Source organism: Corallococcus aberystwythensis (assembly GCF_003612165.1).
Lineage (GTDB): Bacteria > Myxococcota > Myxococcia > Myxococcales > Myxococcaceae > Corallococcus > Corallococcus aberystwythensis.
The window spans coordinates 13,199-29,231 of record NZ_RAWK01000044.1 but is presented as its reverse complement, the minus strand read 5'-3'; the positions used below and the strand labels follow the sequence as shown (position 1 = coordinate 29,231).

The 16,033-nt window shown below is 70.0% G+C and carries 7 protein-coding genes; 4 read left to right on the top strand and 3 right to left on the bottom strand.

Going from position 1 to position 16,033, the window contains the following annotated elements; translation table 11 throughout:
• Positions 1 to 29 precede the first annotated feature (29 nt).
• From D7W81_RS09585 to D7W81_RS09575, 3 genes are read left to right on the top strand one after another with little or no spacing between them, the layout of a single operon-like run.
• The gene (locus D7W81_RS09585; protein ID WP_120555035.1) at positions 30 to 1,484 is read left to right on the top strand and encodes an SDR family oxidoreductase; all 1,455 of its coding nucleotides are present in this window, start codon (positions 30 to 32) and stop codon (positions 1,482 to 1,484) included.
• Positions 1,485 to 1,510: 26 nt separating this feature from the next.
• Positions 1,511 to 8,008: a type I polyketide synthase gene (locus D7W81_RS09580; RefSeq protein WP_120555034.1), complete on the top strand. Its 6,498-nt coding sequence runs from the start codon at positions 1,511 to 1,513 to the stop codon at positions 8,006 to 8,008.
• 27 nt (positions 8,009 to 8,035) lie between these two features.
• On the top strand, positions 8,036 to 9,109 hold the full coding sequence (locus D7W81_RS09575; protein WP_120555033.1) for a fatty acid desaturase family protein: 1,074 nt from the start codon (positions 8,036 to 8,038) through the stop codon (positions 9,107 to 9,109).
• A gap of 52 nt (positions 9,110 to 9,161) precedes the next feature.
• On the opposite strand, the gene D7W81_RS09570 is transcribed toward D7W81_RS09575, so the two are convergent.
• Positions 9,162 to 11,669, bottom strand: coding sequence for a DNRLRE domain-containing protein (locus tag D7W81_RS09570; RefSeq protein WP_120555032.1), 2,508 nt, complete (start codon positions 11,667 to 11,669; stop codon positions 9,162 to 9,164).
• Positions 11,670 to 11,873: 204 nt separating this feature from the next.
• Here D7W81_RS09570 and D7W81_RS09565 point away from each other — a divergent pair, with 204 nt between their 5' ends.
• Positions 11,874 to 13,220, top strand: a complete 1,347-nt coding sequence (locus D7W81_RS09565; protein WP_244227096.1) for an FAD-binding oxidoreductase — start codon at positions 11,874 to 11,876, stop codon at positions 13,218 to 13,220.
• A 3-nt stretch (positions 13,221 to 13,223) separates the two neighbouring features.
• Here D7W81_RS09565 and D7W81_RS09560 read toward each other — a convergent pair whose 3' ends face one another.
• The gene (locus tag D7W81_RS09560) at positions 13,224 to 14,195 is read right to left on the bottom strand and encodes a hypothetical protein (RefSeq protein WP_120555045.1); all 972 of its coding nucleotides are present in this window, start codon (positions 14,193 to 14,195) and stop codon (positions 13,224 to 13,226) included.
• A 147-nt stretch (positions 14,196 to 14,342) separates the two neighbouring features.
• Positions 14,343 to 15,968 (bottom strand): leucine-rich repeat domain-containing protein, encoded by a 1,626-nt coding sequence (locus D7W81_RS09555; RefSeq protein WP_120555030.1) that lies wholly within the window; start codon positions 15,966 to 15,968, stop codon positions 14,343 to 14,345.
• Positions 15,969 to 16,033: the final 65 nt, after the last annotated feature.

The window sequence follows — 16,033 nt, the reverse complement described above, 5'->3', positions numbered from 1 at the left end:
CGTCACGCATTGAACCGGCAGGGGCCACCATGTCCGCACATCCTTCGCAGCTGAATGGCAACACGTCCTCGAACATCCTGGAGCAGGTGCGGCAGTGCGCCGCGTCCGTCACGCGCTATCCGCTCGACATCCTGACGGAGCACGCGCAGCTCGAGGATGAACTGGGCATCGACTCCGTGAAGCTCGCGGAGATCGCCGCCGTCATCGCTCGCGAGTTCCACCTGCCGCCGGACCGGCTGCCGCGCAACGGGAAGGCGCGCACGCTCGGCGCCATCGCGGGGGCGGTGACGGAGGCCTTGGAAACGGCGCCGCGTCCGTCGCCTGACGTCGCGCCCGTGCCCGTGCCCGCCGTGGTTGAAGCGAAACAGGCCACCGGTGCTCCGGCCAACGTGGACCTCCTGCCGCGCGTGCGCGCCGTGTTCGCTCGCGTGACGCGCTATCCGGAGGACCTGCTCACGCCGCACGCGGACCTGGAGGACGAGCTGGGCATCGACTCCGTGAAGCAGGCGGAGGTGATGGCCGTGCTCATGAAGGAACTGGGGCTGGGCGAGGCTCCGAAGCCGTCGCAGCGCTTGCGCACGATGGCCGCCATCGCCGACGCGGCCCGCGCGCTGCTGCCGTCCGCGCCGGCCGCCGCGGAGCCCAAGCCCCGTGCACCCATCCACGCCGTGCCCGCGCCGCTCCCGTCGCGCACGGAGCAACCCTTCGCGGGGAAGGTCGCGCTCGTCACGGGTTCAGGGAAGGGCATCGGCCGGGTCATCGCGACGCGGCTGGCGCGCGCGGGGGCGACGGTGGTCGTCAACTCGTTCCACTCGCGGGAGGACGGCGAGAAGACGGCGCGGGACATCGTGGACGCGGGCGGAAAGGCGCTGCACCTGTGGGGCTCCGTGGCGCAGGAGGAGCACCTGGAGCGGCTGTTCACCGCGATCCGTGAACAGCTGGGCGGGCTGGACCTGCTCGTGTGCAATGCGTCCAACGGGCTCATCGGTCCGTTCGACCGCATCGCACCCCGGGACTGGGACAAGGCGTTCCGCACCTGCATCACCGGCACGTACGAATGCGCGATGCGCGCCCGTCCGCTGATGGCCGCGCGTGGAGGCGGAAGCATCGTCACCATGTCCACGTCCATGTCCCAGCGGTACATGCATGACCTGGGCTGCCAGGGCGTGGTGAAGGCGGGCGTGGAGTCCCTCACGCGCTATCTGGCCGCGGAGCTGGCGCCAGAGGGAATCCGCACCAACTGCGTGTCCGCGGGGCCCGTGCACGGAGAGCTGCTGGGCATGTTCCCGGACGCTCCGGAGCGCGTCGCGCGGTGGGAGTCCGCGACGCCTGGCGGACGGCTGTGCACCGCGGACGACGTGGCGGACGTGACCGAGCTGCTGCTGGGGCCCAAGACCCAGCGCGTGAATGGCGCCATCTGGGTGGTGGACGCCGGCCTCTCTGGAACCGTGGACGGCCTGCTGCCGGCCGCTCGCGCTTCCTGATCACCTTCCTTCCAGGAGCCACCACCATGGACTTCTTCGCCGTCCCGTACGACATCCACTTCGATGACACGATGGCCTACGGGAGCCATCACTTCCTCACCAACTTCAAGTTCCAGTGCGCGGGCCGGGAGCACCTGCTCTTCAGCCCGCACGCCTTCGAGGTGCCCGAGTTCCGGCGCGACTTCGACCAGGTGCTGCTGCTCACCTACGAGGGCTATTCGCGCAATCTCTCCCCGGCGGCGCTGGGGGACCGGCTGGTGGTGCTCACGTCGTTGGAGGAGCGCGGCGAGGTGTCCCTGCGCTTCTGCTTCCGCACGCTGAAGCGCGACGGCACGCCGGTGGCCTGCGGCTACCAGACCGTGCTGTGCGCGGACCGGCAGGGCGCGCTGCGCGCATTCCCGGAGTCCTTCCAGCGCAGCTTCGAATCCCTGGCGGCCCTCCATGAGCCCGCGGGTCCGAAGAGCTTCCGCGACCTCGCATTGCAGGGAGGCAGCGGTGTCCAGGCGCTGTTCCCGGAGGCCGTGCGGGAGCTGGCGAGGACCCTGCTCGCGGACGCCGCTCCGCGCGGTGTGTCCCGGACGGTCCGCCTTCCCGAGCCGGTGCCCGCGCCTGGCCTCCAGCTGCCCGCCAACGCGACGGCGTTCCTGTTCGCGGGACAGGGCACGTTCGAGCCGGCGCTCTTCCTCCAGTTGAAGGCGCTCCAGCCGGAGCTGCGGGAGGAGCTGCGGGCCATGGTGGAGGCGTGCCGTTCGCAGGGCATCGACGTGACCCCGCTGCTCGCGGCCGAGGACGTCACGCAGGTGGGCCGGGCGCTGGACGCGGCGCCGCTGTTGGATCAGCTCGGCATCTTCCTGTGCGGAGTGCTGGGGGCCCGGTGGATGGAGCGCCAGGGCACGCGGCCGGACGTGTTCGTGGGGCACAGCTTCGGGGAGATCGCGGCGATGACCGCGGCCGGAGCGCTGGACCTGCGCACGGGCGCGGAGGTGGTGTGCCGCCGCATCCGGGCACTCCAGACGGTGCCGGACGACCTGGGCACGCTCGCGGCGGTTGCGATGGCGGAGCCGGAGACCGTCCGTGCCATCGCGGAGTGTGGGGCCCGGACGCTGGAGGTCGCGGGCCGCAATCACTCGCGGCAGACCGTGGTCGCGGGTCCTCGTGAGGAGCTGGAGCGGCTGCGCGCGTTCCTGGAACGGCAGGGCAAGGGCTTCACGTTCATCTCCAGCCGCTACCCCTTCCATCACCCGAGCCTCGGCCCCGCGGTCGCCGCGTTCCGCTCAAGCCTCGCGGACCTCACGGTGCATCCGGCACGCGGGCCGGTCTATTCGCCCATCGAGCGGCGGGTGTACGGAGGGGGCCGGTCCGAGCTGTCCGGAGCGCTCGCGTCCCACCTGGTGCGTCCCTTCGACTTCGCGGGCGCGGTGGAGACGCTGGCAGGCGCGGGGTGCACGCGGTTCGTGGACTGCGGCACGGGGGGACGGCTGACGCGTATCGTCCAGCGGATCCTCCCCTCGGACTCGCCCGTGGCGCTGGCGTCCCTGGATCAGGCCCTGCCCGTGAGCCCGCCGGCCGCGGCGCCTGTCGCCCGGGATGCGGCGGCCGGGGTTCCGGCCATCGCGGTGGTGTCGCTGGGCTGCATGCTCCCGGGTGGCGCGAAGGATCCGGAGACGTACTGGAGGAACATCCAGCGAGGCATCAGCGGCATCGTCGACACGGGCCTGAGCCATCCTGACCAGGTAGGGGACTTCGTGGGTCCGGCGGTGACTCCGGACCGCACGTACACGCTGCTCACCGGGCGGGTCCTCGACGCCGACCTGGTGCCGCCTCCGGGCATCTCTCCGGAGCGCTTCCAGCGCTATGGCCGTGAGCAGCGGCTGCTGGCCATCGCGCTCAGCCAGGCGATGGAGTCCATGCGGTCCGGCTCGCCCGGACGCATCCAGTGCCTGCTCGGCTCCACCGCGGACGGCTCTCCCGAGTATGACGACGCGCTGTGCGTGGAGGCGGGAGAGGCCCTGCTGCGCGCGCGGGGAGAGACAGCGCGCGAGTTCTCCGCGCTGATGCGCGAGGCCCTGGGTGTCACCGCCACGGCCTCCGAGCTGGCGCCGCACCCCACCCTCCAGGCGGTGGTGACGGACATCGTAGGTCCGGGCGTGTCCACGATGCTGCTGGATGCGGCCTGTGCGTCCTCACTCTACGCCATCGCGCTGGGGATGAAGGCGCTGGAGCGCGGCGAGGCCGACCTGGTGCTCGCGGGTGGGGTGTTCTCCCCAGGGCCTGGGAACAGCTGTCTGTTCTCCCAGTTCAAGGGGTTGTCCGCGACGGGGAGCAGGCCGTTCGATGAGCGCGCGGATGGCGTCATCTTCGGCGAGGGCGCGGGCGTGGTCGGCCTGATGCGCCTGGAGGATGCCGTGTCATCGGGGCGCAAGGTCCACGCGGTCATCCGTGGCGCGGGGCTCTCCAGCGATGGGCGCAGCAGCTCCGCCAACGTCCCGCGAGCGGACGGACAGGTGGCCGCGATGGAGGCGTGCTACGCGGCGGCGGGCGTTGAAGTGGCGTCCATCCAGTACATCGAGGCGCACGGCACAGCCACGCCGGCTGGTGACACCACCGAATTGCAGTCGATTGGCCGTGTCTTCGGCGGCAAGCGCAAGGGCGTCCAGCTGGCCAGCGTGAAGGCGCTGATCGGCCACGTCGGGTGGGCCGCGGGCGCCGCTTCGGTCATCAAGCTGTGCAAGGCGCTGGAGCACCGGAGCTTCCCGCCGCAGTCCCACTTCGACCGTCCGGGCGCGGGGCTTCGAGCGCTCGGGCCGGACTTCGAGGTGAGCACGCGGGAGCAGCCGTGGCCTGGGAACGGGGACCACCCGCGCCGGGCGGCCACGAACGGCTTCGGCTTCGGCGGCACGAACGCGCACCTGGTGCTGGAGGAGTACCGGGGCGGCACGGTCAAGCCGCATGCCAGGGCCGTGCCCACGGAGGACTCGGCGCTGGTGGTGGTGGCCGCGGAGGGGATGTTCCCGGAGGCGCGTTTCGACGCCCGGGAGCTGAAGCTGCCCGCGTCCGTGCGGCTGTTGCCGGACATCACCGAGGACATGGACCTCACGCAGCACCTGGGGCTCATCGTCGCGAGCGACGTCGTGACGAAGCTGGGGGCCTTCGATTCGCTGCGGACGGGGACGGCCATCGTCCTGGGATTGGAGGGCAAGACGCGCCGGGGCGTGGAGGCCACGCAGCGCGTGCTGGCGGACTCCACGCGGCGCAGGCTGCGCGAGCATGTCCAACGGACGCCGGACGCCGCGAGGCTCCTGCCGCTGGTGGATCGCCTGCATGCGGCGGTGGGCGCGCTGCGTCCCTCCGGGCCGTACACGCTCCAGGGAATGATGCCCAACGTCACGCCCGGGCGGGTGGCGGGGGCGCTCGACACCAAGGGGCCGAACTTCGTGGTGGACGCGGGGGCCGGCACGCTCGCCGCGTCGCTGCGGGCCTCGCGGGCCCTGCTGGACAGTGGGTTCGAACTGGTGCTCGTGGGCAGTACGCACGTGCGGCGGCCGGGAGAAGGCCCCACTGCGTCCACGCCTGATGAGGGCGTGGCGATGCTGGCGGTGACCACGGCGGCGAAGGCGGAAGCGCGAGGCCTGAAGCCGCTATGCCAGCTGCGCATGTCCGAAGCGACGGGCACCGGGCCGGGCATCACGTTGCCGCCCCATTCCGCCCGGGAGGCACAGGAGGTGCTCCGCGCGGTGCGGGCCGCCGCCGAAGGACGCGCCACCACGCTGCGGTTCCATCCGGACGCCGCGACCGGCGCGAGGCTGGAGCTCCAGCTTCGTCCCGGGCTCAGTGCCCGACCCGAGGCACCGGCGGAGGCGCAGCCAACGAACTGGTCCGACAGTCGGACCAGTTGGGACAACCGGGGTGGGCACGCCTCGGCACCCGACGTGGCTGGAGCGCCTCCGCGCCATCCGAGCAACGGCACCCGGTCCGACAGTCGGACCAGCGTGGAAGCGCACGCGGGTGAGGCGCGCACGGCGGAAGCACGTCCGCCTTCGTCCCATTCCGTCCCAGAGGCCTCCGAAGGCTTCGACCACTCGGCGCCCATCGGCTACCACGCGCCGGTGCTCGTCGAGCGTCGGGCCCGGACGAGCGGAGCGTCACAGCTGCGCGGCCGGCGGGTGCTGTTCATCGCGCAGGACGAAGCCCTGGCCCGGGAGCTTTCAGCCCAGGCTCACGAGTTCTGCGGCCCCGAGTTCCGCATCCTCCACGCGGGCTCCACCGATGCGGGCTCGCGGATCCACGGCATCGACCTCACGCGGGAGGAGACCGCCGAGGCGGGCCTGGATGCGCTGGGCTTCGACCCACAGGTCATCCTCGCCGTCTCCCGGATGGCCTCCGGGGCCGGTGAGTCCACCGTGGTCGCGGACACGGCCTTGCGTCACGAGGCGCTGGAGCTGCTCTTCCTGTCGGCTCGCCGTGCGTATGCCGGACTGACCGCGGGCACGGTGACGCTGGCCAGCCTGTGCATCGGCGGCGTCGGTGAGCGCCGGACGTTGCACCCTGTCACCGGCCTCTTCGCGGGCCTGCTCAAGTCGCTGGCTCGCGAGGTTCCGGCTCGCGGCATCCGGGCCATCGCCACGACTCCGCTCCCGCTCCTCACGGCGCTCGGCCACGTCGCCTCCGAGCTGGGCACCGGGGACGACACCGCGCCCGTCGAGGTCTGCTTCGACGGCCCCGTCCGCTGCGTCCGGCTGCTCCAGCCCACGGAGGTCCCGGCGCGGCCCGCCGCCACGCTCGACTCCCAATCGGTGGTCCTGCTCACGGGCGGCGGTCGTGGCGTGACGGCCGTCCTCGCCGGAGCGCTGCTCAAGCGGTACGGCTGCAAGGTCGTCCTGCTGGGCCGCAGCGATCCGTCCGACGCGCCCGAGCGGGTGCTCCAGGCACGCGACGAAGACCTGGGCGCCGTGGAGCGCGAGTTCTACGCCTCCGAGCTCGCCCGCGACAACACCGTGCGGATGCCCGCGTTGCGAGCGCGCTTCGAGCGCCACCTGGCCGTACGTGAACTGCGGGCCACGCTCGACGGGCTCACGCGGCTCCCGGGCCAGATGACCTACCGCGCCGCGGACGTCACCCGCCCCGAGGAGGTGGACCGGGTGGTGGAGGAGCTGCTGCGCGAACACGGCAGGCTCGACCTGGTGGTCCACGGCGCGGGCACGCAGGTCTCCAAGAAGCTCCACCGCCGCAAGCTCACGGAGCTGCGCGGCACGCTGGACACCAAGCTGCTGGGCTTGCGCAACCTGCGCGAGTCCTGCGCACGCCGCCTCCCCGCACCCGTGCCCTTCCACGTCCTGACCTCCGCGTTCAGCTACATCGGCAATGACGGACAGGCGGACTACGGGGCGGCGAACGAGGCGCTGGACCGGCTCTGCGCCTGGGTCAGCGACGCGAGCCAGGGCGTGCGGTGGTGCAGCGTGGGGTGGCTCGCCTGGGACGGCATCGGCATGACGCGCGGCTCGGAGTACAAGGTCCTCGGGGCCAGCCGGAAGCTGCGCGGCATCCGCGCCGGCGAGGGCGAGGCGCTCTTCCTCCAGCTGGTGGACGGACAGCCCGTCCAGCCCATCAACGTCCAGCTCACCGAGAGCGAGCGCGCCTTCTACGGCCTGGAGGTGCTCGCCCCGCCGCCGCCCACCCCGGAGCCGCCCCGCCCGTCACGCCGGGCGCTCACGGTCGACGCGGCGAGCGTCCCGTGCCTGGAGGACCACCTCGTCCGGGGCACCCCCACCCTGCCCGGCGCCTGGGCCCTGGACCTGATGTTCCAGGCGGCCCTGGATGACGCGCGCCCCGAGCTGCGCACCGTCACCATCGAGGACGTCCGCTTCTCACGCTTCATCCGCGTGAAGCCCGGCGGACAGCAGTCCCTGCGCGCCGAGTGCACCCCGCTCACCGACAACCCGGGACAGCACAGCGTGCAGGTCAAGCTCACGGGCGACGTCGTCCATGCCTCCGGCGTGGTGCTGGAGCGCGACCTCGTCTACGCGGAGGCCCGCTTCACCCTGACGGCGGAGCCGCCCCGGACCTCGCCGCGACTGGAGGCCGCCCGCGCTTCCGGCCACGGCGTGTCCGTGCACGACCCGCACTGCGCCGCGGGCTCACCCATCGAGCTGCGCAGGATGTTCGACTGCCTGGAGGAGATCCGCCTGGAGCAGGACGCCCGCTTCGCGAGGCTCGGGCTGCCGGAGGCGCCACGGCAGGCGGGACACGGCGTGCCCGCGCTCGTGCTGGACGCGGCCCTGCGTCTGAGCGCGATGCACGTGGAGGGCGTGTCGAACGACGTGTTCGCTCCCATTGGCGTCCAGCGGGCCACGTTCGACCGGGACCTGGTGGCGCCCGACGCCAGGGCTCCGCGCCGCCTCACGCTGAAGGCGCTCGCCCCTCGCGTGGAGGGGGAGCTGCTCCAGTGCGGCACCGTGGCGGCGCATGACGAAGCCGGCCGCCTGCGGATGCTCGTCGAAGGCGGCATCGCCCGCCCCATGGCCTGAAACCCCTTCCCTGCCCAGGCACCCGCCATGACCGACTCCATCCCTTCCCTTCCCCTGGCCCCGGATGACGCCAAGCGGCTCCGCTCGGAGCTGCGCCGCGTGCTGCCCCCGGAGGCCTTCGAACGCCAACCCCTGCGCGGCATCGTGGCGCTCTGCCTCGTGCCGGTGGAGGCGGCGCTCATCTGGGTGCTCGGCACCTGGACGCTGCCCCACTGGGCCTGCCTCCTCATCGCCTTCGCGCTGGGCCAGCTCATCACCGCCGTGGGGCTGGCCGCGCATGAAGCCCTGCACCACTCCGTGTTCCACAGCCGCAAGTGGGAGAGCCTGCTGGGCTGGGTGGGCTTCGCGCCCTTCCTGGTGACGCCGGGCAACTGGCGGGCCTGGCACGTCCAGGCCCACCACAGCGCAGCCAACGTCCACGTGCGGGACCCGGACATCCTCCCGCGCAGGACGGACTGGCACACGCAGGGGTTCGCGAAGCTGTTCCACGCCATGTCCCCCGGCTCCGGACACTGGCTGAGCTTCATCAGCTTCAGCGTCTTCTTCACCGCGCAGGGCCAGGCCTTCCTCTGGCACCACTGCCGGCTGCCCGGCTTCCAGCACGTGCACCTGCACCGTGTCCGGGAGCGCGTGCTCACGGTGCTCATCACCGCGGGCTGGGTCGGGCTCGGGTGGGTGCTGGGACCGCGGGCCGCGTTCTACGCGCTGGTGCTCCCGCTGCTCATCGGGAACGTCTCGCTGATGATCTACATCGCCACCAACCACTGGATGCAGCCCGCGTCGGAGGAGACGGACAACCCCTTCGTGAACACCGCCAGCGTGGAGACCCACCCGGTGATGAACTGGCTGCACTTCAACTTCAGCTACCACCAGGAGCACCACATCTTCCCGGCGCAGAGCCCGAAGTACGCACCGCTCCTGCGCAAGCACCTGCGGGAGCTGAGCCCCCAGGCGTCCATCGTCTATCCCCACCTGCACGCCCTGCGCACGCTGTACCGGCGCCCGGCGCTCTACTCCGCGGATGGCCAGACGCTGATGGGCCGGGACGGCACACCGGAGCTGACCACCACGGAGCTGCGCCAGCGGCTCGAAGCCCCCTGAAGCACCCGGGCCCGGAACCCCACACGGTTCCGGGCCCGTTGCCTCACGGCGTCTACTTTCCGGGCCAGCTCAACGCGCCCCGGCTCGTCACCGTGCCGACGGGCACACCGAGCACCTGCGCCACGTCCGCGGGCAGCGGGCTGCCACTGAGGTACGCGGGGCTGGCGGCGCGCACGGCGTAGTTGCGCAGGGCCTGGTTCACGAAGAACGGGTCCCCACCCGACGCGAAGTCATGGCCATGGGCCTCCCAGCCATGGGTGGCGCGCATCGCGGCCAGCGACGTGTAGTTCACGCCGCCCGTGTCCACCCAGTTGATCAGCGACTTCCCGCTGCCACCGGAGCGGTAGTAGCTGTTGGAGTCCATGGCGGAGAAGAAGGTGTTCGGCCCGGTGTTGGTGAAGTTGTTGTCCGAGCGCGACGCCTTGAAGGTGGTGATGTTCCCACCCGACAGGATGTTGTTCACCACCTGCACGTTCACGGTGTCCGGCCCGATGTCCGAGCCGCGCCGGTCCTGTTCGTTGCGCGAGTCGTCGTAAACCCACAGGTCGATGGCGGCGTTGTCCACCAGGGTGTTGTTGTAGATCTTCGTGTTCGCCGCGCACGTCTGGATGCCGGCGTACGTGTTGTCGTAGATGAGGTTGGACGCGATGATCCCCGTGTCCGAGACCTCGTAGAAGATGCCGATCTTGTTGTTGCGGGAGATGTTGTTGACGATGACGCCGCCGCGGCAGTCCTCGTCACACCAGAAGCCCGCGCCGCCCAGGTTGTTCTCGAAGACGTTGCGGCGCACCGTGAAGCCATTCATGTGGGCAATCTTCACGCCCGCCTGCGCGCACGAGCGCGAGCAGTTGGTGCCGAAGCGCTCCGTGTTGTTGGCGTTGACGATGTTCTCCTCCAGGAGCAGCCCGTCCGCGACGACCGGGGAGGAGTTGGTGGAGCCGTTGGAGCCCACGGCGGTGAAGCCGTTGTTCGCGAAGACGGAGCGGCGCACCACGCCGCCCTGGGGCTTGATGCTCAGCGAACCCGCCGCCATCCGCGTGAAGACGCAGTTCTCCACCAGTGAGTTCGTCGCGCCGATGTACACGGCCGCGCTCGTGGTGCCGCTGTACTCGTTCGTCGCGTACCGCCGGAAGCCCAGGCCCTTGAGGGCATAGCCGCTGACGCCCAGCACCAGGGCCACGGGGCGCGCGGCGACCTCCACCGTGTGGCCCGTGGGGTTCGTCGCGATGTAGAGGCGGCGGTTGGTCCAGTCATAGAAGAAGTTGCCCGGCGTGGCCTCCGCCAGCGTCTTCACCTCATGCACGTAGGCCCCGTCGATGAAGACCATCTGCGGGTCGCCCGCGGCGGGATTCGCCGGATCGCCATACATGTCGAAGTGGCTGCACGGCCCGGTGTTCGTCGTCGGCTGGGCGTCGTACTTGTAGAGGTAGTAGCCGCCGTTGCAGAAGCTGGGCGTGCTCCAGTCCATGAACCAGTGGCCCGCGCCATCCGAGGTCCACGCCGAGGCGGGCTTCACGTCCGTGCCGTCGAACCAGACCTGTTCGTGCGGGTAGGCCTGGAGGGTCATGGGCTTCGTCGCGACCCGGTAGTTGCCCGCGCCGTTGTTGAGCCAGTCGCGGTACGTGCCGCCGCGCACCACAATGGTCCCGCCGGACGGCACCAGCGCGACGGCGCGGTTGAGCGTGGCCACCGGCGCCGCCTGCGTCCCCGCGTTGCTGTCATTGCCATTCGTCGCCAGGAAGATGGCCCCGGTGGGGATGGGGTAGTTCGTGTCCGGAATCGTCGCGCCCGTGTTGTCCAGGCCGGAGAGGCCCGGGTTGCCCCCAGGACCCTGGCCGTCCGGCAGCGCATAGGTCACGGTCAGCTTCGGGCGGTTGGCGAGCGTGGCGGCCTCCGACGAGTCCAGCTCCAGGCCGTCCAGGTTGGTGGGGGCGTCCAGCACGAAGCCCTGGTTCGTGGCCGCGTTCGCGACCCAGCCCTGCACGGCCGCGATGCCCGCCGCGTTGAGGTCCACGCCGTAGCTCCCCGTCGTGCCCGGCAGCAGCGTGGCGAAGGACGTGGCGCCCCGGTCCGCCGTGCCGCTGGCACCGGCCCCACTCCACGGTGAGCCGGTGGCCGCGAGCGTCCAGGTGGCCTGCCCTTCCGTCCACGGGCGGCCCGCGGCGTAGAGGAAGTACCCCTCTCCGGTGGTGGAGTTCCTCACGTTGAAGGTCAGCCGGACGGACTGCACCGTCGCGTTCGCGGGGATGGCGCTCACGTCGAAGCGCAGCAGACCGTTGGACGTCTTCCCCGAGCCCGTGGGGTAGTCCCGGTCCAGGCGGATCAACCCGTCCGCCCCCAGGTTGACGGCCGGGGTGTTCTCCAGGAGCGTGGCATCCGACGCGCCGGTGTACGCGGCCGACGGCGAGACCTGCTCCTGGAACGACACCGTCACGGGTGCCTCCAAGGCGCTGTCCACGGTGGAAGGGGCGTCCGCGCCGGACGGCACGTCACCGCACGCCACGGTCAGCAGCAGGGGCAGGAGGGCCGGCGCGGACATCAACTTGGGAAGAAACGACATCAAGAAAGCTCCGTTCGGAAAAAACGGAATTCTCGCCAAACCTGTAAATTAGTTGCGGGGAGGCAGGCTGAGCCCGCCCGTGGGGCAGGCGTCCGAGAGGGCCCCGTGCCGACCGGCGAGGGCTCACCATGCACTGCGGCATCCCCACCCTTCCACCAACGGAGGAACTGGATGCTCACGGAGTCGGTCACAGGGGGTCCCGGGATGGGCACGTCTTCCCGGGCGCAGTCCCTTCACGAAGCGAAGGTGGAGGCCATCGCCCGGCAGTTGAAGCAGCGGAAGGGAAAGGGCCCCGCGTCCTTCAAGAAGAAGTCGCCTCCCCACAGCGTCCCCAAGCGGTTCGACTCGCGGCGCCGCGATGAGAAGGTGGACCTCAGCGACCTGGATCAGATCCTCGACATCGACCCCGTGGGGATGACCTGCACGGCGGAGCCCGCCGTCACCTTCGATGAAGTGGTCCGCGCGACGCTGCCGCTCGGGCTCATTCCGTACATCGTCCCGGAGCACAAGACCATCACGCTCGGGGGCGCCATCGCGGGGTGCTCCATCGAGTCCATGTCCTTCCGCCAGGGCGGCTTCCACGACACCTGTCTGGAGTACGAGGTCATCACCGCCAAGGGCGACGTGCTGCGCTGTTCGCCGCACGAGGATCCGCTCCTCTTCCAGATGATGCACGGCTCGTTCGGGACGCTGGGCATCCTGTCCAGGCTCCGCTTCAAGCTCGTGCGCTGCATGCCGTACGTGCGCGTGACGAATGAGACGCACACGTCCCTGGAGTCCTTCCAGAAGGGCATCCAGCACCACTTCCAGAACGAGGGCGCGGACTACCTGGACGGGCAGATCTTCTCCCCCACGAAGCACGTGCTGTGCGTGGGCCACTTCGTGGACAAGGCGCCGTACGTGCACCGCTACGACTGGCTCACCGCGTACTGCGAGAGCATCCCGCGCCGGAGCGAGGACTACCTCCCGACGTACGACTACCTTTTCCGCTACAACCGGGGCGTCACGCACGTCAAACCGAAGAACCTCCTCGCGCGGGCGCTCTTCGGGAAGCTCATCCACTCCGACAGCGTGCTGCGGACCGCCAATCGCTTCACCCAGCTGCTGCCGAAGAAGGACCCGCCGGTCATCGTGGACGTGTTCGTGCCCTTCTCCCGCACCGCGGAGTTCATGGACTGGTACCACCGCGAGATGAAGCACTACCCCGTCTGGTGCGTGCCCTTCCGGCGGACGCGCGACTATGAATGGCTGACGCCCCAGTGGTGGTCCGGCATGAAGGACCCGCTGTTCCTGGACCTCGCCGTGTACGGCATGCCGCAGCCGCCGGGCCGCAACATCTACAAGGAGATGGAGGACGAGCTCCAGCGCATCAACGGCACCAAGACGCTCATCTCCTACAACTACTACGACGAGGAGACGTTCTGGAGCATCTGGAACAAGGACTCGTACCAGGCGGTGAAGCAGCGCACGGACCCGGACAACCTCTTCCGGGACCTGTACGTGAAGACGTGCAAGGCGGCGCTCGGCCTGGATTCACCGCAGGCCGGATAGCCGTCAGCCAATCTCCGTCTTGAGGTTCAGCGGACCGGCGGGGACGCCGACGTCGTGGAGCGCGGGGTCGTCCTTCTCCGTCTGCCAGGCGTTGGCCTCCGTCACGGTCTTGCCGGTCGCCTCGTTGGTGATGGACATCTTGCCGTTGTGGCCGGCGGGGGAAATCTGGCTGGTGTCGAAGCCGCTCCAGCCCGTGCCGGAGTTCGCGAACGTCGCCTCGCCCCAGGTCTGACCGGAGTTCGCGCCGGGCTTCGCCGAGCCGTCCTTGGACGCGGCCCACGCCACGCTGGTGTTGCTGTCGAACGCGACCACCTGCGACTGGCCGGGCTGGAGCGTGAACGTCTTGGGCGTGCTCTTGTCGAAGTTCTGCCCGTCGTTCGGGTTGCCGTTCTCGCCCGTCTTGTTCCAGAGCGTGAGGGTCTGCGGCTCGTTCGTCTTGTTGGTGAAGGTGTTCGTGTACTTGAACTGGCCCTTCTGGCCTTCGTCGATGAGCTGCATGTTGCTGTTGTAGGGCGACCCGACGTTGTTCTTGGCCAGCCACGGCGCGTTCGCGGGAGCGGGCTCCGTGGAGCCGGCGGACGGCGGGCCAAAGCCGGGGCCCGCGTCACTGTTGTACGTGGGGTGCGCCGGAGCGGCCGCGCTGGCGGTGGAAGCCGCGCCCTGGACCGGCGGAGCCTCGGCACCCTGCGCGTCCTGACCCAGGTCGCCCAGCGACGGCACGCCCAGCTCCTGCACCAGCTGCGTGAGCTGCGCCACCATCTCCGAAAGCTGCTTCGTGAAGTCCCCGGAGGCGCCGCCTGGCCGGCTCGGCCCCTGCTCGAAGGAGTCCGTCATGAGCATCCGCCGCAGGTCGTTCCGGGGAGGCTGCGCCGGGGTGCCCACCCCGCCCTGGGCCGGAGTCGCGGCCGGCTTGAGCTGGGAGATGCTCGAGGAGGGCTGGAAGGAGGACGCGCGGTTCAGGGAGGAGATGGACATGCCGGGACCCAAGAGCACGGCACATGCCAACCCGCAGGCCTCGTCGGCCCTTCGTGAAATCAGTCACTTGGGACAAGCGCTCCACGCCACGCAGCGCCCGGCACGATGACGCCGTTCATCACCTGATGACTGGCGTCACCAGTTCGCTCAGCCGGCGCGGGCGGCGAAGACGTCGCGCAGGCCCGCGATGAGCGCATTGCCGGGATACGGCTCGCCAAGCGGCCCCAGTGCGTCTCGTAGCGCTCCGAAGAGCGCGTGGACGTGCCGGGGCTTGTCGCCGTCCCAGTCCAGGTGCCGGGCAATCTCCTGGCTCTGATTCCGGAACTTCTCCAGCGCCGCGTCATGGGGCGCCTCCGTGGGGAGGTTGATGCGCAGGAGCAGCGCCAGCAGCGCGAGCACCTCCGCGAAGTCGTAGCGGTCCGCCTTCGCGTCGTAGAAGGACTCCTGCCGCACGTTGTCCGGGCGGAACCAGTAGCCGATATAGGCCGCCGCGTTCTCCGCGGCGTGCCCCACGTCCACCTGGAGCTGGGCATGGAGCTCCGGATCCACGTGCGTCACCAGTGACCGGACGATCGTGGCCTTTTCCAGGGCCGTGCTGTCGAAGCGTCGTGTCGGCAGCGTGCGCAGCGGCGTTCCCTCAAAAGTGAGCACCTCCAGCTTCGGCAGCCGCGTGAGGACCTCCGGGAAGTCGAACATGAGCTTTACCTGCTGCCAGCTCCCGAAGGCCCGCCGGACGTAGGCATAGGGGTTGTTGATCAGGTTCACCCACCGCAGCTCGACGCATCCGGCGAGCGACTCTGGCAGCCGCCAGAGGCAGTTGGTCGACAGGTTCAGCACCCGCAGCTTCTTGAGCTCGCCCATGGACTCCGGCAACGCCAACAGGCCATTGCCTTCCAGATTCAGCTCGCGCAGCTCCGTGAGCTGTCCCAGTTCCTCCGGGAGCGTGCGGAGGTTGTTGTGGCGGAGGTTGAGCTTCTCCAGCTTGCGGAACAGGAAGAGCTCCTCCGGCAGGGACGTGAGCCCCTTGTTCTCCAGCGTCAGGCTCTTGACCTTGTCGGGCTCCGCGAGCTTCTTCGCGACGAACTGGCGGAACGCCTCCCGGACGCTGGTGAACGCGTCGCGGGCGATGGGCTTGCCCGCCGCCAGCCGGGCCCGCGCCTTCTCCAGCGAGACACGGCCGTCCCTCTCCACCGCCGGGACGAAAACGCCCTTCGCTTCGTAGAGGTTGCCCGTGTCCTCCACCCCGCCGGCCACCGCGAACACCTTCGCGTCCTGGCCCAGATAGCGGTGCGCGTCGACGGAGCCCGCGACGTTGAAGTCGTAATGCGAGGCAATCGTGCGGGCCTTGAGGTTGCCGCCCACGGTGACGCTGCCGTGGTTGTAGACCGCCACCAGGTCTCCGGTCGTCACATCGCCAGTGACATGGAGCCGCGTGCCGCCGATGGCGATGCTCTTCGCGACGAGGTTGCCGTGCACATAGAGCAACGGACCGAAGTCGTTCTCCCAGTTGAGCACGCAGCCCTCGACGGTGAGATTGCCGCGCACGATGAGGCCGACGAAAGGCGGCGCGTCCTCGTCATCCTGGGCGAAGATGCCCTGGCGGAAGTCGAGCCCCAGGTCGTGCGGCATGACGACGTTTCCGGTGAGGACGAGCACGCGGTCCTCGTCGTCATTGCGGCTGCCGGGGGCCTGCACCTCGTCGCGCACCTGGGCCCAGGTGAGAATTTCGAAGGGCAGGTCGCTGAAGGCAGTCCGTGAGGGCTTCTTCGTCATGTACCGGGGTCTACCCCACCCGGCCCGCGCGTAGCATCCGGGACCACCGCCACGACCAGGAATCC

What these genes read in the sequence shown, in the direction of transcription:
- D7W81_RS09580 (WP_120555034.1), top strand. Translation starts at nt 1,511, where the DNA reads ATGGACTTCTTCGCCGTCCCGTACGACATCCACTTCGATGACACGATG.
- D7W81_RS09585 (WP_120555035.1), top strand. Translation starts at nt 30, where the DNA reads ATGTCCGCACATCCTTCGCAGCTGAATGGCAACACGTCCTCGAACATC.
- D7W81_RS09570 (WP_120555032.1), bottom strand. Translation starts at nt 11,669, where the DNA reads ATGTCGTTTCTTCCCAAGTTGATGTCCGCGCCGGCCCTCCTGCCCCTG.
- D7W81_RS09575 (WP_120555033.1), top strand. Translation starts at nt 8,036, where the DNA reads ATGACCGACTCCATCCCTTCCCTTCCCCTGGCCCCGGATGACGCCAAG.
- D7W81_RS09555 (WP_120555030.1), bottom strand. Translation starts at nt 15,968, where the DNA reads ATGACGAAGAAGCCCTCACGGACTGCCTTCAGCGACCTGCCCTTCGAA.
- D7W81_RS09565 (WP_244227096.1), top strand. Translation starts at nt 11,874, where the DNA reads ATGGGCACGTCTTCCCGGGCGCAGTCCCTTCACGAAGCGAAGGTGGAG.
- D7W81_RS09560 (WP_120555045.1), bottom strand. Translation starts at nt 14,195, where the DNA reads ATGTCCATCTCCTCCCTGAACCGCGCGTCCTCCTTCCAGCCCTCCTCG.